We start from the raw sequence: 18,531 nt of genomic DNA on the forward strand, positions 1-18,531 counted from the left end.
GCCGCCGTTCATGTCCGCGCCGCGGCACGGTCGCCGGTCGGTCGGCCGCTGGCAACGGTGCCCGCAAGATAAAGCAAAGGGCGCCGTTGAGGCGCCCTTCGTGGGGATCACGCGATCCGGCCGGGATCAGCCGCGATGATTGCCGCCGCCACCGCCGCCACCGCCGCCACCGCCGCCACCGCCGCGGTTGCCGCCGCGGCCGTGGGACGGCCGGCCACGACCGCCGCCAGGCCGCGGGCCGCGCGGCTTGTCGCCGTAGGGGCCGTTGCCACCGCCGCCGCCGCCGGCATGGTCGGACGGGAAGTGCACGGCATTGCCGGGATGGCCATAGGGATGCGCGGCGCGCTGGCCCGGGCCCTTCTTGCCCTGCGGCTTCGCGCCTTGGCCCTGGCCCTGGCCGCCGCCCGGACGTCCCTTGCCGAACTTGCCGGCGGCGCCGCGACCGCCGCCGGGATTGCGGTGGCCGTTGGGACCGGTCTCGACGCCATCGGGGACGTACCAGGTGCGGAACGCGGCCGGGCTGCCCTCGGGCAGCTTGGGGCCCTTCTGCTTGCGCTGCTTGAACGGCTTCTGCGACTGCTTGGCCGCGGCCTCGCCGCTGACGGTGAGGCCGCCATGACCCTTCTTGCCGCCGCGGCCGCGACCGCGGTCCTCGCGGACATGGTCGAAGCGACGCAGCTCGCGGCCCTCGTCGGCGCGGCTGGGGCCGCCGACATAGCCCTGGGTACGGTCGCTGCCGGTCAGGTTGATGGTCGCCCGGGCCGCCTTGCGCTGGCCGATCACCGGCTGCAGGGTCAGCGCGGACGGCGTGCCGTCCTCCAGGCCCAGTTGCTTGCGCAGCGCTTCGACCCGGTCGCCCGCCAGCTCCTGCGAGTGGCCGCGCAGCAGCTCGCGCGGCAGGGTGACCTCGCCGTAGCGGATGCGCTTGAGGCGGCTGACCTGGCAGCCCTGCGACTCCCACAGACGGCGCACTTCGCGGTTGCGGCCTTCCTTGACCACGACCCGGAACCAGTCGTGCGAGTCGGTGCCGCCGATGCGTTCGACCTCGTCGAACTTCGCCGGGCCGTCCTCGAGGGCGACACCGCGGCGCAGCCGGTCGGGGATGCTGTCGGCGACGTTCTCCTGGCCTTCCGGCGGACGCACGCGGCAGACGTACTCGCGCTCGACCTCGTAGGAGGGGTGCATCAGCGCGTTGGCCAGCTCGCCGTCGGTGGTCAGCAGCAACAGCCCGGTGGTGTTGATGTCGAGGCGGCCGATCGCGATCCAGCGGGCGCCCTTGAGCGGGGGCAGGGCCTCGAAGACGGTCGCACGGCCTTCGGGGTCCTCGCGCGTGGTCACCTCGCCCTCGGGCTTGTTGTACATCAGCACGCGTGCCGGATCGGTCAGCGCGCTGGCGACGAACTGGCGTCCGTCCAGCTCGACCTTGTCGCCGCCCTTGATCGACATGCCGACCTGGGCGACCTCGCCGTTGACCTTGACCAGGCCGTCGGCGATGCGCTGTTCGAGGGCGCGACGGGAACCGAGCCCGGCCTGGGCCAGCACCTTGTGCAGGCGCTCCTCGAGGCGGGGCGTGGGGGCGGCGGCGTCGCTGCCGGCGCGCTTGAGGGTGAGCTTGCGGCTCTTCGTATCAGTCATTTCTCTGCTCCGGCGCGTCCTCTTCGGAGGCGGCCTCAGACTCGGGAACGGTCGTCGTCTCGACGGCGTTGGCGATGGCCTCGGGCGGTGCGCCCGCGTCCACTTCCGGTGCTGCCGAAAGGTCGTCGTCAGCCTCGGGCTGCGACGCCATTTCGTCGTTCTCGTCCGCCGCGCGCTCGCCCGGCGCGGCTTCGGGTTCTTGTGCGGCCTCGGACGGGAGCGTCCCGTCGTCCTCCGCGGTAAGGGGGGTTGGGTTCTCGTTGTCGCCCGCGTCGGCGTCGGCCTCGGTTCCGGCGTCGGCCTCGTTCGCGGCGTCTTCCTGGGGGGCGGTCGCGATGCCACCGGCGGCGATCGTCTCGCCTTCGCCGGGCGCGGCCGACGGCTTCTGGCCGTCGTCGAACTTGAGCTGGGGTTCCAGCTCGCCGATCTCCTTGAGTTCGGACAGCGGCGGCAGTTCGTCCAGGCGCTTGAGGCCGAAGTAGTCCAGGAACACCTTGGTGGTGCCGAACAGGGCCGGCTTGCCGGGCACGTCGCGATGGCCGACGACGCGGATCCATTCGCGCTCCTCCAGCGCCTTGATGATGTTGCTGTTGACCGCCACGCCGCGGACCTGCTCGATCTCGCCACGGGTGATCGGCTGGCGGTAGGCGATCAGGGCGAGGGTCTCCAGGGTCGCGCGGGTGTAACGGGTCTGGCGCTCGGTCCACAGGCGCGCGACCCAGGGGTGCACGTCGCCCTTGACCTGGAAGCGGAATCCGGAGGCGAGCTCGACCAGTTCGACGCCGCGCTCGGCGCAGCCCGCCTGCAGCGTCTCGATCGCGTTCTCGACGCTGCCGTTGGGCGCCGGCTCGTCCTCGGGGAACAGCGCGTGCAACTGGGTCAGCGTCAGCGGCTGGTTCGCCGCCAGCAGGGCGGCCTCGACGATCCGGGTGATGAGCGATTGATCCATGCGGTGCTTCGGAATGGTTGGGGTCGGGGACGGCCGCGCCTCAGGCGGGCTCGTCGTCGTCGAACTCGCTGCTGAGCTCGATCTGGCTGGGGTCGTCCAGCACCGCCAGCGACTTGACGTAGATCGCCGCCAGCGGCGCCTCCTGGACGATGTCGACCAGTTGCTCCTTGGCCAGGGTCAGCAGGCCGAGGAAGGTCACCACCACGCCGAGCTTGCCTTCCTCGACGGTGAACAACTGCTCGAAGCGGTGGAACTGGCCGTCGTTGAGCCGCTCCAGCAGCTCGCCCATGCGTTGACGGACGTTGAGCGCGTCGCGCTTGATCGCGTGCTGGGTGTACAGCTCGGCGCGCTTGAACACGTCGTGCAGCGCCAGCAGCATCTCGCGCAGCTCGACCGGTGGCGGCAGCCGCACCGCGGCCCGGTCGGGAACGAAGGCCGCTGCCGGCGCGGTGTCGCGATCCTGGCGGGGCAGGCCGTCCAGGTCCTCGGCGGCCTTCTTGAAGCGTTCGTATTCCTGCAGCCGGCGGACCAGCTCGGCGCGCGGATCCTCTTCCTCGCCTTCCTCGGCCGGCGGCCGCGGCAGCAGCATCCGCGATTTGATCTCCGCCAGCATCGCGGCCATGACCAGGTAGTCGGCGGCCAGCTCGAAGCGCATCTCGTGCATGGCCTGGATGTACTCGACGTACTGGCGGGTGATGTCGGCGACCGGAATGTCGAGGATGTCCAGGTTCTGCCGCCGGATCAGGTACAGCAGTAGGTCCAGCGGTCCCTCGAACGCCTCCAGGATGACTTCCAGCGCGTCCGGGGGGATGTACAGGTCCTGCGGGATCTGCAGCACCGGCTGGCCGTGCACCACCGCCAGCGGCATCTCCTGCTGCTGCGGCTGGGCCGCGGCGGACACCGTCTCCGCCTGCGCTCCGGCTTCGGCCGTCGCGACGCCGCCGTCGGACGACGGGGCTCCGTTCTCGGCTTCTGGCTGCTCGGTCGCGTCGGGCGCGGCTGTCTGGGTCATGCGTGGGCGGCCCCTCCTGGGGCCTTGCGGTTCGGCCTTGGCGGCCGCTGTGTTGCGGATCGCGACCCGTCGGAGACGGATCGAGCGGTGCCGTCGACGCCGGGATGCCCCGGAGCCTGGATCGGCCACGGGCGGATTGCCCATGAGTGCGACGGACGAGATGCGACAGACTGCATAAAGGTCGATGCGGCGCGGAACAGCCCCAATGGCCCCGACGCGGGCCGCGCGGCGGAGGAGGTGCGGGAGTCGTTACGGCCCGGGCAGGTGTGCGGCAGCGACGCACCGGTGGGTGCAATGCGTGACGACGGCGTGGGGAGCCTGTCGTGACGGGCCGCTGCGTTCCGGCCTCTGGCTATTGACAACTAGGGTAAGGGCTCGCGGGAAGCCTGTCCAGCGGCTGTGGGGCGATCGGCCCCAGGCCCTACAATGCCGGTTCAGCGCCGGAGCCGGCGCAGGCATCGTGGAGAGGACCCGGACGGCATGTGGTACGTGATCGAAGGCTATGACGGTGAAGAGGTACTGGAGCGGCGCATGGCCGCCCGGGCCGGGCATCTGGCGCGACTGGTCGCGCTGCGCGACGAGGGGCGGCTGATGCTGGCCGGTCCGTGTCCGGCGATCGATGCCGAGGATCCGGGGCCGGCCGGTTTCAGCGGCAGCCTGGTGGTCGCCGAGTTCGAATCGCTGGACGCCGCCCGGGCCTGGGCCGATGCCGATCCCTACGTCGGGGCCGGGGTCTATGCCCGGGTCGAGGTGCGGCCGTTCCGCCGGGTGCTGCCATGAAGCCGCTGCCGCCGGTCATGCCCGGTTCGCTGCCGCGCGAGCAGCGGGTGCCGGCGATCCGTGCCGCGCTGGAGGCGGCGCTGGCGCCGGTCGAGCTGGAGATCGTCGACGACAGCCAGCGCCACGCCGGCCATGCCGGCGCCCGCGACGGGCGTGGCCACTTCCGGGTCCGGATCGTCAGCCAGGCGTTTGCGGGAATGGCCCCGATCGCCCGTCACCGGGCCGTCTATGCGGCCCTGGGCGGGCTGATGGAGACCGATATCCACGCCCTGTCGATCGAGGCCTCGGCGCCGCCGATCGGCGCCTGATCGATGCCGCGCCGCAACATTTTTCGATCGAAAAATCCCAGTTGAAACAAGGATTTGTGAGCCACCTCGGGATTTTGCGAACGCGACTTTACACAATTTGATGAAAACGTTTACAGTCGCCCCGCACCACGCCGCGGAGGGGCGGTCCGAGCTTGGCAAACGTCACCATCAAAGATGTCGCGCGCGCGGCCAGTGTATCGGTCGCCACCGTCTCGCGGGTACTCAACGGTCACGACAATGTGACCGAGCACGTGCGCGACCGGGTGCTGTCGGTCGCCCGTGAGCTGCGCTACACCCCGCATGCCGCCGCCCGCAGCCTGAGCAGCCGTCGTACCCAGGCGCTCGGAGTGGTGCTGCCGGACCTGCATGGCGAGTTCTTCTCGGAGTTGATCCGCGGCATCGACCAGGTCGCGCGTCGTCACCGTCTGCATCTGCTGCTGTCGAGCTACCACGGCGACGTCGAGGAGCAGGGCACGGCGCTGCAGGCGATGCGCGGGCGCGTCGACGGCCTGCTGGTGATGTCGCCGTACACCGCCGCTTCGCAGAGCCTGGAGGACGCGCGCTCGCTGTCGCAGCTGCCGGTGGTGCTGATCAACAGCCAGTCCGGCGGCGCCGCCGGCACGGTGCTGGGGGTCGACAACCACGGCGGCGCCAGGGCTATGGTCGAATACCTGGTGTCCGGTGGTCATCGCCGGATCGCCTTCATCGCCGGGCCGGAGGACAACTTCGACGCCCACGAGCGCCTGCGCGGCTACCGCGATGCGCTGGCGGAGCTGTTGCCGGGCACCGCCGAATGGATCCTGCGCGGCGACTTCGACGAGGCTTCCGGGCATCGTGCCGGGCGCGAGCTGATCGCCGCGTCCGAGCGTCCCGACGCGGTGTTCGCGGCCAACGACATGATGGCGCTGGGGTGCATGTTCGCGTTCCTGCAGGCGGGCATCGACGTGCCCGGCGAGATCGCGCTGGCCGGTTTCGACGACATCCCGTTGGCCGGCTACGTGCATCCGGGCCTGAGCACGATGCGGGTCAACATCGCCGAACTGGGTTCGCACGCGACCGAGCTGCTGGTCGCGGCGATCGCTTCCAAGGAGCCGGTAACGGAACCGAGGCGATGGCTGGCGACCGAACTGATCGTGCGCGAATCCAGCGGTCCGCCAGAGCGGCGGACTTCCAGTTAGCCCGGAGTGGGCGCAATGCGGTTTCACCATGGCTTGCTGTCGTCAGCCATTTTTTGGACTTTGCATGTAAACGGTTTCAAGGCTTGAGACATTTCTTCGGAGAGAGGGGAAAGGTTCATGAAGCATCAAGCAGTCAACAAGCGCCAAGCGGTCAACAAGCGCTGTAACGCGTTCCATCCACGACCGGGCGTCCTGGCCTGCGCGCTGGCCGGGTGTCTGGCCATCGCTTCGCCGGCCGCGCTCGCGCAGAGCACGTCGGCGATCATCCACGGCCAGGTCACGGTGGACGCCGCGCCCGCGGACGGAGCGACGGTGACGGTGACCAATACCGCGACCGGCCTGTCGCGCAGCGCGCAGACCTCGGCGTCGGGCGGCTACAGCCTCGCTGGCCTGCCGCCGGGCACCTATCGGGTCGAGGTCAGCGCCGGCGGCGGCAGCACCTCGCAGGTGGTGACCGTCCGTGTCGGCCAGACCGCGCGGCTCGACCTGAGCGCCGGCGGCCTCGCCGAGACCGGACCGGTCGACGCCGCCACCGACCTGGACACGATCACCGTCACCGGCACCCTGCTGGCGGAGACGCGGACCTCGGAAATCGCGACCTACGTGTCGCAGAAGCAGATCGAGGCGCTGCCGCAGAATTCGCGCAATTTCCTCGCCTTCGCCGATACCGTGCCGGGCATGCAGTTCATCACCACGCCGAATGGCCAGGAAAGCCAGTTGCGCAGCGGTGCGCAGGGCTCCAGTGCGATCAATGTCTACATCGACGGCGTCGGCCAGAAGAACTACGTCACCCCCGGCGGCATCACCGGCCAGGACGACAGCGAGGGCAACCCGTTCCCGCAGGCGGCGATCGGCGAGTACAAGGTCATCACCTCCAACTACAAGGCCGAGTACGACCAGATCAGCAGTGCCGCGGTCACCGCGGTGACCCGCTCGGGCACGAACGACTTCCATGGCAGCGTGTTCTGGGACCGCAGCAGCGAGGGTTGGACCTCGCCGTCGCCGCGGGAAGAGGCGGCGGGCGAGAAGGACGAGGAGTCGGTCGACCAGTACGGCCTGACCTTCGGCGGGCCGATCATCCGCGACAAGCTGCATTTCTTCATGGTCTACGAGGGCAAGGACATCCTGCGCCCGGCGCCGGTACTGCCGCCGAACCAACTCGGTGATGGCGATATCGCCGCGCTGCCCTCCGAGATCAGTTCGCAGTATCGCAGCGCCAGCCGGCCGTTCAACCAGGACACCTATTTCGGCAAGCTCAGCTGGCAGGTCTCCGACGAGCACCTGATCGAGCTGATCGCGCGCGAGCGCCGCGAGACCGGGGTGCTCGGCATCGGCGGGGTCAATGTGCCCAGCGCCGGCACCGCGCTCAACAACGACGAGAGCCGCTACGACCTGCGCTCGGTCTACTCGACCGTGAACTGGCTCAACGACGCCCATATCACCTTCGAGGAGGCGGCCTACAACCCGTCGCCGATCACGCCGACCACCAGCAACCGCTACACCATCATCGATCCGACCAACCCCAACAACGAGGAGTTGCAGGTCCTCAACACCGGCGGCGGCCCCAACTACCAGGACAAGGGCCAGAAGGGCTGGGGCTTCCAGGACGACCTGACCTTCTTCGGTTGGGAAGGGCACACCCTGAAGATGGGCGTGAAGTACAAGCAGGTCGACCTGAAGGCATTCCAGCAGTTCCCGCCGTTCCCGCGTTACTGGTACGACGTGAACGAGAGCCTGACCCAGCCATACCGGGTCGAGTACACCACCGCGCGGGTCGGGCGCGACCCGTTCGTGGAGTCGAAGAACAAGCAGTTCGGCATCTACATCCAGGACGACTGGGAGGTCACCGACAGGCTGACCCTGAACCTCGGCATCCGCTGGGACTACGAGCGGATTCCCAGCTACACCGACTACCGGCTGGACCCGGACATCGCCGCCGCGCTGCGCGGCTGGAGCAACATCCAGAACACCGACTACGACATCGAGGACTACATCAGCGACGGCGGCAACCGCAGCGACTTCAAGGGCGCCTGGCAACCGCGGCTGGGCTTCTCCTACGACCTGTCCGGCGACCAGCGCCACGTGATCTTCGGCGGCGCCGGCCGTGCCTACGACCGCAATCTGTTCGACTACATGGCGCGCGAGTATTACGGCGGCGCGTTCACCACCTACCGGATCAACTTTCCGTCGCCGATCCACTGCGACCCCGGTGCGGGCGAGACCTGCACGCCGTTCGATCCGGCGCTGCTGACCCCCGAGGGCCTGGCGGCCTACGCCGCGGCCAATCCGATCGCCGGCGGCGAGGTGCAGCTGCTCAACAACGACCTGAAGACGCCGTATTCGGATCAGTACAGCATCGGCATGCGCAATATCGTCGAGTGGTGGGGTCACGACTGGAACACCTCGGTGACCTTCTCGCATATCCGCAGCCGCGACGGCATCTACTTCCATCTGGGCAACCGGCGGCCCGACGGCAGCTTCCACGAGTTCGAGGATCGCGGGCAGACCTGGGGCGGCACCCCGTGGGGCTTCGGCATTCCCGGATACGGCAGCCTGATCCTCGGCGACAACGGCTTCGAGTACAACCTGAACTCGCTGCTGGTCTCGCTGGACAAGCCGTTCACCGAGGCCTCGCCGTGGGGCTTCAATCTGGCCTACACCTACAACGATGCCGAGGAAAACCGGCCCAACGCGTCCAACGGTGAGACTTTCCTGTTCGACTACCCGTTCGCGACCAGTCAGTACTACCCGTCGACCGGTGTGCCGGAGCATCGTCTGGTGCTGTCGGGGATCTATTCGCCGGGCTGGGACCTGACCTTCAGCGGCAAGCTGGTGTTGGAGAGCCACAAGCCGCGCTCGTCGAACAACTGTCTGAACTCGCCGCCGGAGCCGGAACCAAACTACCTGTGCGACTACGATCCGTACACGCCCGACGGTTCGATCGGCTACAAGCGTTTCGACCTGGCCGCGGAGAAGCGCTGGAATACCGGGAGCGACGTCTCGTTCAAGGTCCGCGCCGACCTGATCAACGTGTTCAACTGGGCCAACTGGAATCAGTTCGACGGTCGTTACGGCATCGGCCCCGGTGGACGCCTGCCGGTCAACCCGGACCAGGGCCAGCGCAACGGCAACGAGATCATCGAGCCCTCGCGCACGTTCAAGTTGTCGTTCGGCCTGGACTGGTAAGCCAGGGCTGGAAGCCCGTCGCGGTACCGGTCGCGTGTTCGTGGCCGGTGCCGAACGGGGTGTGCACACGGCCTTACGGCCGCGATCGAGGAGGGAAGCTTTGCTGTCCAGAGCCGGTGCCCTGAACACAACCGCCGCAGCCGTCGCGGGCACCCGCGCCGGCTGGCGGTGTGCCGTGCTCGCCTGCCTGCTGGTGCTGTTGGCCGGGTGCGGCCAGCAGCGCGACGACCGCAGCGTGGTCCGGTTCTGGGCGATGGGCTATGAAGGCGAGGTGATGGCGCGGCTGGTGCCCGAGTTCGAGCGTCGCCATCCGCACATCCAGGTCGAAGTGCAGCAACTGCCGTGGACGGCGGCGCACGAGAAGCTGTTGACTGCGTTTGCCGGCGACGCGCTGCCGGACGTGTGCGCGCTGGGCAACACCTGGATTCCGGAATTCGCCCTGCTCGACGCGCTGGAGCCGCTGCAGCCGATGCTGACACGCAGCCCGGCGATCGATCCGGCCGACTACTTCGACGGCGCCTGGCAGTCGGGAGTGATCGAGGGGCGGGTCTACGCGGTGCCGTGGTACGTCGAGACCCGGTTGCCGTTCTATCGCAGCGACCTGCTGGCCGCGGCCGGCATCGCGCAGCCGCCGCGGGACTGGGCCCAGTGGCGCGAGGCGCTGGACGCGCTCAAGCGCCAGGCCGGTCCCGGCCGCTATTCGATCCTGCTGCCGCTGAACGAGTTCGAGCCGTTGCTGAACCTGGCGATCCAGCAACCCGACCCGCTGCTGCGCGAGGACGGGCGCTACGGCAACTTCCGCAGTCCCGGCTTCCGCCGCGCGCTGGCGTTCTACAAGGAAATGTTCGACCGCGGTTGGGCGCCGCCGGTCAGCAACACCCAGATATCCAATGTCTGGGACGAGTTCGGCCGCGGCTACTACGCGTTCTACGTCAATGGGCCGTGGAACATCGCCGAGTTCCGCAAGCGCCTGCCGGCCGAGCGCGCCGACGACTGGATGACCATGCCGCTGCCCGGCCCGGATGGTCCGGGCGCCTCGGTGGCCGGCGGCACCAGCTTCGTGCTGTTCCGGCAGTCCGACAACAAGGCCGCGGCGTGGCAACTGGTCGAGTTCCTGTCCGATCCGCAGGTGCAGGCGCGCTTCCACGCGATGACCGGCGACCTGCCGCCGCGCCGCAGCGCCTGGACGCACGGCGAGCTGGCCGCGGACCCGTACGCCACCGCCTTCCGCCAACAGCTCGAGCGCGCGCGACCGGCGCCGCGGGTGCCGGAATGGGAGCGCATCGCGCAGGAGATGCGCCTGGTCGGCGAGCAGATGGTCGGCGGTCGCTACACGGTCGAGGAGGCCGCCGCCGAGCTCGATCGTCGCGCCGACGCGATCCTGGAGAAACGGCGCTGGATGCTCGACCGCCACGCCGCCGGAGGCGCCCGATGAACCGCGCCGGCCTGGCCGGGTGGGTGTTCGCGGCGCCGGCGCTGACGGTGATCGGGCTGTTCTTCGCGTTGCCGGTGCTGGCCGCGTTCGCGCTGAGCCTGACCGACTACGACATCTACGCGCTGGCCGATCCGGACAATCTGCGTTTCGTCGGTCTGGACAACTATCTCGCCCTGCTGCAGCGGCCGCTGTTCTGGCAGGCGCTGGGCAACACCCTGTACTTCGTGATCGTCGGGGTGCCGCTGTCGATCGCGGTGTCGCTGGCGGCGGCGCTGTTGTTGAACTCGCGATTGGCGGTCGCCCGGCCGCTGTTCCGCACCGCGCTGTTCGCGCCGGTGGTCACCACGGTGGTCGCGGTTGCGGTGATCTGGCGCTACCTGTTCCACACCCGCTACGGGCTGGTGAACTGGGGCCTGTCCTCGTTCGGCATCGATCCGGTCGACTGGCTGGGCAGCCCGCAGTGGGCGATGCCGACGATCATCCTGTTCGCGGTGTGGAAGAACTTCGGCTACAACATGATCATCTTCGTCGCCGGCCTGCAGGCGATTCCGGAGGAGCTGTACGAGGCCGCGCGCATCGACGGCGCTTCGCCCGCGCGCCAGTTCTGGCACGTGACCCTGCCGATGCTCGGACCGGTCCTGTTGATGGTCGCGATCCTGACCCTCAGCGGCTACTTCCAGTTGTTCGCCGAGCCCTATGTGATGACCCAGGGCGGGCCGCTGCAGAGCACGGTCAGCGTGCTGTACCTGATGTACGAGGACGGCTTCAAGTGGTGGAACCTGGGCACCGCGTCGGCGGTCGCCTTCGTGCTGTTCGCATTGATGGCCACGACCACCAGCGCGCTGTTGTGGCTGGCCCGGCGCCGGGGCATGGAGTGAGCCGATGAGCGGACCGCGACTGGCCAGGGCGACCGTGATCGGGCTGCTGATCGGCATGGCGACGCTGAGCCTGGCGCCGCTGTTGTGGATGCTGTCGGTGTCGCTGATGCAGTCCGGCGAGGCCGCGCATTTCCCGCCACCGCTGCTGCCGTCCGATCCGACCCTGCACAACTACCGCGAACTGTTCGCCCGCGCCGGGCTGGGCCATCACCTGGCCAACAGCGCGCTGGTCGCGACCGTCACCACCGCGATCGCGCTGTTGCTGAACACCCTGGCCGGCTACGCATTCGCCAAGCTCCGCTTCGCCGGCCGCGAGCGCGTGTTCAGGGCGCTGTTGGCGGCGCTGGTGATCCCGGCCCAGGTAGCGATGATGCCGCTGTTCCTGATGCTCAAGCAGGTCGGCCTGGTCAACAGCTACGCCGGTGCGATCGTGCCCGGCATGGCCGGCGTGTTCGGCATCTTCCTGGTCCGCCAATACGCGCGTTCGATTCCCGACGAGCTGCTGGAAGCCGCGCGCATCGACGGTGCCGGCGAGTGGCGGATCTTCGCGCAGATCGTGTTCCCGCTGCTGCGTCCAATCGTGGTGACGCTGGCGATCTTCACCTTCCTGGCGGTGTGGAACGACTTCATGTGGCCGCTGATCGTGCTCAGCGACGACAACCTCTACACCCTGCCGGTCGCGCTGGCCTCGCTGTCGCGCGAGCACGTGCAGGACAGCGAACTGATGATGGCCGGCTCGGTGGTCACGGTGCTGCCGGTGCTGGTGTTGTTCCTGTGCCTGCAGCGCTACTACCTGCAGGGCCTGCTTGTGGGCAGCGTGAAGGGATGAGCGCCGATCCGGGCTCCCCTCGCCAGTCCCGTCCGACCAACCGGAGAGAGAAGTGAGTGCAATGAGATCAACCCTGGGTACCGCGATCCTGGCGATGGCGCTGACCGTGCTGGCGGGCTGCGGAGGTTCGCCGACCGCGCCGACGGAGGAGGGCGGCGATACCGCGACGCAAGCGGCGGACGCCGCCGCCATGACCTTGCCGGCCGACGACGACGCCTTCCTCGACCTGGTCCAGGAGCGGACCTTCCGCTGGTTCTGGGAGGCGACGCCGGAGAACGGGCTGACCCCGGATCGCTGGCCGTCGAAGACGATGTCGAGCATCGCCGCGGTCGGCTTCGCGCTCAGCGCCTACCCGGTCGGGGTCGAGCGCGGCTGGGTCACCCGCGAGCAGGCGCGCGAGCGCACGCTGGCGACGCTGCGCCTGTTCTGGGAGGCCCCACAGGGTCCCGAGCCGACCGGCCGCGCCGGTCATCGCGGCTTCTTCTATCACTTCCTCGACGCCGACAACGGCCATCGCTACGACAACTCAGAGCTGTCGTCGATCGACACCACATTGCTGCTGGGCGGTGTGCTGCTGGCGCAGGCCTACTTCGACGGCGACGACGCGGACGAGGCGGAGATCCGCTCGCTGGCCGACCGCATCTACGGCCGCGTCGACTGGAGCTTCTTCCAGAACAACCCGCCGCTGGTGACGATGGGCTGGCGCCCCGGCAAGGGCTTCGGTCCGGCGCAGTGGAAGGGCTACGACGAGTCGTTGCTGCTGCAGGTGCTGGCGCTGGGATCGCCGACCCACGCGTTGGACCCCGGGCTGTACCCGCGCTTCACCTCGACCTACGAGTGGGCCGATTTCCAGGGCCAGCCGCACGTCAACTTCGCACCCTTGTTCGGTCATCAGTACTCGCATGTCTGGATCGACTTCCGCGGCATCCAGGACGACTACATGGCCGAGCGCGGCATCGACTACTTCGAGAACTCGCGCCGCGCCACGCTGTCCCAGCGCGCCTACGCGATCGCCAATCCCGGCGGCTGGCGCGGCTACGGCGAGAACGTCTGGGGCCTGACCGCCAGCGACGGACCGGGTGGCTTCACCGCCACCGTCGACGGCGTCGAGCGCCAGTTCCATTCCTACTGGGCCCGCGGCGCCGCGCACGAGGACATCCGCGACGACGGCACCATCGTGCCGACCGCCGCCGGCGGCTCGGTGCCGTTCGCGCCGGAGGTGACGATTCCGGCGTTGCGGGCGATGGCCGAGCGCTACGGCGACAACCTGTTCACCGAGTACGGCTATCTCGATGCGTTCAATCCGAGCCTGGACGAGGCCGGCATGGCGGTCACGCGCGGCAGGATCGTGCCGGGGCAGGGCTGGTTCAACGACGATTACCTGGGCATCGACCAGGGGCCGATCCTGCTGATGATCGAGAACCATCGCAGCGGCATGATCTGGGAGCTGATGAAGAAGAGCCCGCCGATCGTGCGAGGCCTGTGCCGGGCCGGCTACCGCGGCGGCTGGCTTGAGGGGCGCTGCGAATGAGCACGCCCGCAACGAGGATGAAGATGCGCCGGCTGCGCTCGGGGATCGCCGCGTTCGCGATGGCGCTGGCAGTCGCTATCCCGGCGGCCGCGGCGGAGGACGAGGCCGAGTCGGCCCTGGTCGAGTCGCTGCTGGCGAAAATGACCCTGGAGGAGAAGCTCGGCCAGCTCAACCAGCCGCGCGGGCGCTGGGGCCAGACCGGTCCGCAGGTGCAGGAGGGCGGCGAAGACCAGATCCGCGCCGGCCGGATCGGTTCCTACCTCGGCGTGCACGGCGCCGACTACACCCGGCGGATGCAGAAGATCGCGGTCGAGGAGTCGCGCCTGGGTATCCCGCTGTTGTTCGCCCACGACGTGATCCACGGCTTCCGCACGATCTTTCCGGTGCCGTTGGGCGAGTCGGCCAGCTTCGACGTCGATGCGATCGAGAATGCCGCCCGCATCGCCGCGGACGAGGCGACCGCCGCGGGCCTGCACTGGACCTACGCGCCGATGGTCGACGTCGCCCGCGACCCGCGCTGGGGCCGCATCGTCGAAGGTTCCGGCGAGAGCGCCTATCTGGGCTCGGTGCTGGCGGCCGCGCGGGTACGTGGCTTCCAGGGCGGGGACCTGCGCGCCGACGACACCCTGATGGCCACGGCCAAGCACTTCGTCGCCTACGGCGCGGCCGAGGGCGGTCGCGACTACAACATCGCCGACATCTCCGAACGGACCCTGCGCGACGTCTACCTGCCGCCGTTCAAGGCCGCCGCCGATGCCGGTGCGGCCTCGATGATGGCCGCCTTCAACGAGGTCGACGGGGTGCCGATGCACGCCAACGGCCGGCTGATCGACGGCGTGCTGCGCGGCGAGTGGGGCTGGGACGGCATCATGGTCAGCGACTACACCGGCGTGCTGGAACTGATCCCGCACGGCGTCGCCGGCGACCGCGCCGAGGCCGGCGTGCGCGCGCTGGAGGCCGGCGTCGACATCGACATGGTCAGCGACATCTATGTCGACGACCTGCCGGCGGTGGTCCGTGCCGGCAGCCTGGACGAGGCGCGGGTCGACGAGGCGGTGCGACGGGTGCTGAGGGCCAAGTACCGGCTGGGCCTGTTCGATGACCCGTACCGCTACAGCGACGACGCCCGCGAGCGCGAGCGCATCCTGCGTCCCGAATACCGCGCCGCCGCCCGCGACGTCGCCCGCAAGTCGATGGTCCTGTTGAAGAACGCCGGCGACCTGCTGCCGCTGGATCGCGATGCCGCCGGCACGATCGCGGTGATCGGTCCGCTCGCCGACGACAAGCGGGTCATGCTCGGCGGCTGGGCCGCGGCCGGCCGCGCCGAGGATGCGGTGACGCCGCTGGAAGGCATCCGCGAGGCGGTCGGGCCCGGGGTGCGGGTGCTGCACGCCCGCGGCGCCGACGTCGAGGGCGACGACCGTTCGGGCTTCGACGAGGCGGTCGCGCTCGCGCGTCAGGCCGACGTGGTGCTGATGTTCATCGGCGAGCATCACGACATGAGCGCGGAGGCGCACAACCGCACCACGCTCGACCTGCCCGGCGTGCAGCAGGCGCTAGTGCAGGCGGTGCACGCGACCGGCAAGCCGGTGGTGGCGGTGCTGTTCAACGGCCGGCCGTTGTCGATCGGCTGGCTCGACGCCAACCTGCCGTCGATCCTCGAGGCCTGGTTCCCGGGCATCGAGGCCGGACACGCGATCGCCGACGTGCTGTTCGGCGACCACAACCCGGCCGGGCGGCTGCCGGTGACCTTCCCGCGCAACGTCGGCCAGATTCCGATCTACCACGACCACAAGAACACCGGCCGTCCGCCGTCCGAGCAGGAGAAGTACACCTCCAAGTACATCGACGTGCCGTGGACGCCGTTGTACGCGTTCGGACATGGACTGAGCTATACCCGCTTCGACTACGGAGATCTCGCGGTCGATCGCGCGCGGGTGGCGGTCGGCGAGCCGGTCACGGTCGCGGTCACCGTCACCAACGTCGGCAAGCGCGCCGGCGACGAGGTCGTGCAGCTGTACCTGCGCGACGACGTCGCCAGCGTGACCCGGCCGGTGCGCGAGCTGCGCGGCTTCCGCCGCATCCACCTGCAGCCGGGCGAGCGGCGTCGGATCGAGTTCGTGTTGACGGCGGAGGCGATGGGCTTCCATGACGCCGGCGGCCGGATCAGGGTCGAGCCGGGTCGCTTCACCGTGTTCGCCGGCGGCAGTTCCGACGATGTGATCGAAACCGGATTCGAGGTGGTGCCCAGATGATCGGGATCGGCCGGATGCGGGAGCGACGCGGTGGCCGTCGCATCACTCGTGCCGCCGTCGCGCTGGCGTCGTGCGCGTTGCTGGCCTTGTCGGCCTGCGGCGAGCCCGGCGCCGGTGACGGTCCGGCCGGTGCCGACGCCGACGCCGAACGCGGCGGGGCATCGGCGGCCGCCCGGCCGCGCAACGTGGTGTTCATCCTCAGCGACGACCACCGCTACGACTTCATGGGCTTCATGCCGGACGCGCCGCAGTGGCTGGAAACACCGGCCCTGGACCGGATCGCCGCCGGCGGCGCGCATGTCCGCAACGCCTTCGTCACCACCTCGTTGTGCTCGCCGAGCCGTGCCTCGATCCTGACCGGGCAGTACGCCCACCGTCACCGGATCGTCGACAACACCTCGCCGATTCCCGAGGGCACCCGTTACTTCCCCGAGTTCCTGCAGCAGGCCGGCTACCGCACCGCCTTCATCGGCAAGTGGCACATGGGCGAGGTCGACGACATCCCGCAGCCGGGCTTCGACCATTGGGTCAGCTTCCGCGGCCAGGGCGCCTACCGCGACCCGGTGCTGAACGTCGACGGCCTGCGCCGTCAGGAGAAGGGCTACACCACCGACCTGCTGACCGATCACGCGCTGGGCTGGCTGCGCCGGCACCGGCAGACCGAGCCGGACAAGCCGTTCTTCCTGTACCTCTCTCACAAGGCCGTGCATGCCGAGTTCGAGCCGGCCGAGCGCCATCGCGGGCGCTATGCCGACGCGCCGATCCCGTATCCGGACACGATGCCGGCCGAGGCCAACCGCGACAAGCCCGACTGGGTGCGCGCGCAGCGCAACAGCTGGCACGGCGTGGATTACATGTACCACGGCGATATGGAGTTCGACGGCTTCTACAAGGCCTATACCGAGACGCTGCTGGCCCTGGACGAGAGCGTCGGCCGGGTGCTGGATTACCTGGAGCAGGCCGGGTTGGCCGACGACACCCTGGTCGTCTACATGGGCGACAACGGCTTCCTGCTGGGCGAGCACGGCCTGATCGACAAACGCCATGCCTACGAAGAGTCGATGCGGGTGCCGTTGCTGGCCTATGCGCCGGGGTTGATCGAGCCGGGCACGACGATCGAGCCGATGGTGCGCAACATCGACATCGCCCCGACCCTGCTCGACCTGGCCGGCGCCTCCACCACGATCGACATGGACGGCCGCTCGGTGATGCCGCTGCTGCGGGGCGAGCCGGTCGACTGGCCGCTGGAGATGCTCTACGAGTACTACTGGGAGCATGCGTTCCCGCATACGCCGACGGTGTTCGCCTTGCGCGACCAGGACTTCAAGTACGTCTACTACCACGGCGTGTGGGAGAAGGACGAACTCTACGATCTGGGCAACGATCCGCACGAGACCCGCAACCTGATCCTCGACCCGGCCCAGGCCGAGCGCGCGAAGGCGATGAAGGCGCGGATGTGGGAGCTGCTGGAGCAGACCGGCGGCATGTCGATCCCGCTCAAGCGCGCGGGGTCGTGGCAGGCGGCGGACCGGAAGCCGGAGCCGTGAGCCGGGCCGGCCGCGTGTGGACGGGCCGGAATGCGGCGATGCTGGCGGCACTGGTGGCCGTCGCCGCATTCGCCGCCGGCTGGTGGCTGATGGCACGGACCGGGCGGGCGCCCCTGGCGCCGCCGCCGGTCGCCGCGCCGGGCGGCATGGTCTATGTGCCTGGCGGCAGTACCCGGATCGGTGCCGAGGACGGCCTGCCGATCGAACGGCCGGTGTTCACCGCCGAGGTGGCGCCGTTCTTCATGGATACCCATCCGGTGACCGTCGCCCAGTTCCGCCAGTTCGTCGATGCGACCGCCTACGTGACCGAGGCCGAGCGGCTCGGCGATGCGGCGGTGTACGACTCCGGCAGCGGCGGCTGGCGGCTGGTCGCGGGCGCGGACTGGCGGCACCCGCGCGGGCCGTCGGCGACGGCGGCCGTCGACGATCATCCTGTCACCCAGGTGTCCTGGAACGATGCCGTCGCCTACGCTGGATGGGCCGGCAAGCGCCTGCCCACCGAGGTCGAATGGGAGCATGCCGCGCGCAATGCGCGCGACTCGCGCGACCGCTATGCCTGGGGCGACGCCCTGGTCGAGGGCGGGCGCCACCGCGCCAATACCTGGCAGGGCGCGTTTCCCGGTCGCGACAGCGGCGAGGACGGCTATCGCTCGACTTCGCCGGTGGGAGCGTTCGGTACCACCGAGCTGGGGCTGGCCGACATGGGCGGCAATGTCTGGGAGTGGACCGCCGACTGGTTCCGCCCCTACGCCGAGCGCGGGCGGCCGTTCGAGCCAGGTCCCGCCAGCGAGAAGAGCCAGCGCGGCGGTTCGTTCATGTGCCACCCCAGCTACTGCCACGGCTATCGCGTTTCCGCACGCAGTCACTCCACGCCGGACAGCGCGTTCTTCCACGTCGGCTTCCGCCTGGTGAAGGACCTGCCGGCCGCGGATGCGGAGACGTGAGCGTGGCGGGTAGGCGGTGCGCTCCGGCCCGGCGGCGCATGCCGCGGTCTCCGCGCTCGCGCAA

The 18,531-nt window shown here is 69.4% G+C and carries 14 protein-coding genes; 11 read left to right on the forward strand and 3 right to left on the reverse strand.

Annotation, left to right across the window (positions count from 1 at the left end):
• Positions 1 to 126: 126 nt before the first annotated feature.
• From C9I47_RS07760 to C9I47_RS07770, 3 genes are read right to left on the reverse strand one after another with little or no spacing between them, the layout of a single operon-like run.
• A complete protein-coding gene (locus C9I47_RS07760) occupies positions 127 to 1,635 on the reverse strand; it encodes a pseudouridine synthase (protein WP_111266227.1) in 1,509 nt (502 codons plus the stop codon).
• Positions 1,628 to 2,584, reverse strand: a complete 957-nt coding sequence (scpB, locus tag C9I47_RS07765) for an SMC-Scp complex subunit ScpB (protein WP_111266228.1) — start codon at positions 2,582 to 2,584, stop codon at positions 1,628 to 1,630. The genes C9I47_RS07760 and scpB overlap by 8 nt, the downstream gene beginning before the upstream one ends.
• A gap of 40 nt (positions 2,585 to 2,624) precedes the next feature.
• Positions 2,625 to 3,596 (reverse strand): segregation and condensation protein A, encoded by a 972-nt coding sequence (locus tag C9I47_RS07770; protein ID WP_111266229.1) that lies wholly within the window; start codon positions 3,594 to 3,596, stop codon positions 2,625 to 2,627.
• A 480-nt stretch (positions 3,597 to 4,076) separates the two neighbouring features.
• Here C9I47_RS07770 and C9I47_RS07775 point away from each other — a divergent pair, with 480 nt between their 5' ends.
• The 11 genes from C9I47_RS07775 (at position 4,077) to C9I47_RS07825 (ending at position 18,467) form a co-directional block, all read left to right on the forward strand.
• Positions 4,077 to 4,376 carry a YciI family protein gene (locus tag C9I47_RS07775; RefSeq protein WP_111266230.1) on the forward strand — a complete coding sequence of 100 codons (300 nt, stop codon included), beginning with the start codon at positions 4,077 to 4,079 and terminating at the stop codon, positions 4,374 to 4,376.
• 17 nt (positions 4,377 to 4,393) lie between these two features.
• Entirely contained in the window at positions 4,394 to 4,684 is a 291-nt protein-coding gene (locus C9I47_RS07780; RefSeq protein ID WP_111268035.1) for a BolA family protein, read from the forward strand.
• Positions 4,685 to 4,836: 152 nt separating this feature from the next.
• Positions 4,837 to 5,862 (forward strand): LacI family DNA-binding transcriptional regulator, encoded by a 1,026-nt coding sequence (locus C9I47_RS07785; protein WP_111266231.1) that lies wholly within the window; start codon positions 4,837 to 4,839, stop codon positions 5,860 to 5,862.
• A 117-nt stretch (positions 5,863 to 5,979) separates the two neighbouring features.
• Positions 5,980 to 9,048 carry a TonB-dependent receptor gene (locus tag C9I47_RS07790; protein WP_111266232.1) on the forward strand — a complete coding sequence of 1,023 codons (3,069 nt, stop codon included), beginning with the start codon at positions 5,980 to 5,982 and terminating at the stop codon, positions 9,046 to 9,048.
• 175 nt (positions 9,049 to 9,223) lie between these two features.
• Complete coding sequence (locus C9I47_RS07795) at positions 9,224 to 10,483, forward strand: sugar ABC transporter substrate-binding protein (protein ID WP_223250326.1); 1,260 nt, start codon at positions 9,224 to 9,226, stop codon at positions 10,481 to 10,483.
• Positions 10,480 to 11,361 carry a carbohydrate ABC transporter permease gene (locus C9I47_RS07800; RefSeq protein ID WP_111266233.1) on the forward strand — a complete coding sequence of 294 codons (882 nt, stop codon included), beginning with the start codon at positions 10,480 to 10,482 and terminating at the stop codon, positions 11,359 to 11,361. Before C9I47_RS07795 ends, C9I47_RS07800 begins: the two co-directional genes overlap by 4 nt.
• Positions 11,362 to 11,365: 4 nt before the next feature.
• The gene (locus C9I47_RS07805) at positions 11,366 to 12,190 is read left to right on the forward strand and encodes a carbohydrate ABC transporter permease (RefSeq protein WP_111266234.1); all 825 of its coding nucleotides are present in this window, start codon (positions 11,366 to 11,368) and stop codon (positions 12,188 to 12,190) included.
• Between the two features lie 61 nt (positions 12,191 to 12,251).
• Positions 12,252 to 13,721 (forward strand): glucoamylase family protein, encoded by a 1,470-nt coding sequence (locus C9I47_RS07810; protein ID WP_111266235.1) that lies wholly within the window; start codon positions 12,252 to 12,254, stop codon positions 13,719 to 13,721.
• Positions 13,718 to 15,976 carry a beta-glucosidase BglX gene (bglX, locus tag C9I47_RS07815; RefSeq protein ID WP_223250327.1) on the forward strand — a complete coding sequence of 753 codons (2,259 nt, stop codon included), beginning with the start codon at positions 13,718 to 13,720 and terminating at the stop codon, positions 15,974 to 15,976. Before C9I47_RS07810 ends, bglX begins: the two co-directional genes overlap by 4 nt.
• A gap of 14 nt (positions 15,977 to 15,990) precedes the next feature.
• Positions 15,991 to 17,523 (forward strand): sulfatase family protein, encoded by a 1,533-nt coding sequence (locus tag C9I47_RS07820; RefSeq protein ID WP_145985451.1) that lies wholly within the window; start codon positions 15,991 to 15,993, stop codon positions 17,521 to 17,523.
• Between the two features lie 38 nt (positions 17,524 to 17,561).
• The gene (locus C9I47_RS07825) at positions 17,562 to 18,467 is read left to right on the forward strand and encodes a formylglycine-generating enzyme family protein (protein ID WP_111268039.1); all 906 of its coding nucleotides are present in this window, start codon (positions 17,562 to 17,564) and stop codon (positions 18,465 to 18,467) included.
• Positions 18,468 to 18,531: the final 64 nt, after the last annotated feature.

Source organism: Marilutibacter maris (assembly GCF_003233695.1).
In the GTDB taxonomy this organism is placed as follows: domain Bacteria; phylum Pseudomonadota; class Gammaproteobacteria; order Xanthomonadales; family Xanthomonadaceae; genus Marilutibacter; species Marilutibacter maris.

What these genes read in the sequence shown, in the direction of transcription:
- bglX (WP_223250327.1), top strand. Translation starts at nt 13,718, where the DNA reads ATGAGCACGCCCGCAACGAGGATGAAGATGCGCCGGCTGCGCTCGGGG.
- C9I47_RS07820 (WP_145985451.1), top strand. Translation starts at nt 15,991, where the DNA reads ATGCGGGAGCGACGCGGTGGCCGTCGCATCACTCGTGCCGCCGTCGCG.
- C9I47_RS07780 (WP_111268035.1), top strand. Translation starts at nt 4,394, where the DNA reads ATGCCCGGTTCGCTGCCGCGCGAGCAGCGGGTGCCGGCGATCCGTGCC.
- C9I47_RS07790 (WP_111266232.1), top strand. Translation starts at nt 5,980, where the DNA reads ATGAAGCATCAAGCAGTCAACAAGCGCCAAGCGGTCAACAAGCGCTGT.
- C9I47_RS07770 (WP_111266229.1), bottom strand. Translation starts at nt 3,596, where the DNA reads ATGACCCAGACAGCCGCGCCCGACGCGACCGAGCAGCCAGAAGCCGAG.
- C9I47_RS07805 (WP_111266234.1), top strand. Translation starts at nt 11,366, where the DNA reads ATGAGCGGACCGCGACTGGCCAGGGCGACCGTGATCGGGCTGCTGATC.
- C9I47_RS07760 (WP_111266227.1), bottom strand. Translation starts at nt 1,635, where the DNA reads ATGACTGATACGAAGAGCCGCAAGCTCACCCTCAAGCGCGCCGGCAGC.
- C9I47_RS07825 (WP_111268039.1), top strand. Translation starts at nt 17,562, where the DNA reads ATGCTGGCGGCACTGGTGGCCGTCGCCGCATTCGCCGCCGGCTGGTGG.
- C9I47_RS07810 (WP_111266235.1), top strand. Translation starts at nt 12,252, where the DNA reads ATGAGATCAACCCTGGGTACCGCGATCCTGGCGATGGCGCTGACCGTG.
- C9I47_RS07800 (WP_111266233.1), top strand. Translation starts at nt 10,480, where the DNA reads ATGAACCGCGCCGGCCTGGCCGGGTGGGTGTTCGCGGCGCCGGCGCTG.
- scpB (WP_111266228.1), bottom strand. Translation starts at nt 2,584, where the DNA reads ATGGATCAATCGCTCATCACCCGGATCGTCGAGGCCGCCCTGCTGGCG.
- C9I47_RS07775 (WP_111266230.1), top strand. Translation starts at nt 4,077, where the DNA reads ATGTGGTACGTGATCGAAGGCTATGACGGTGAAGAGGTACTGGAGCGG.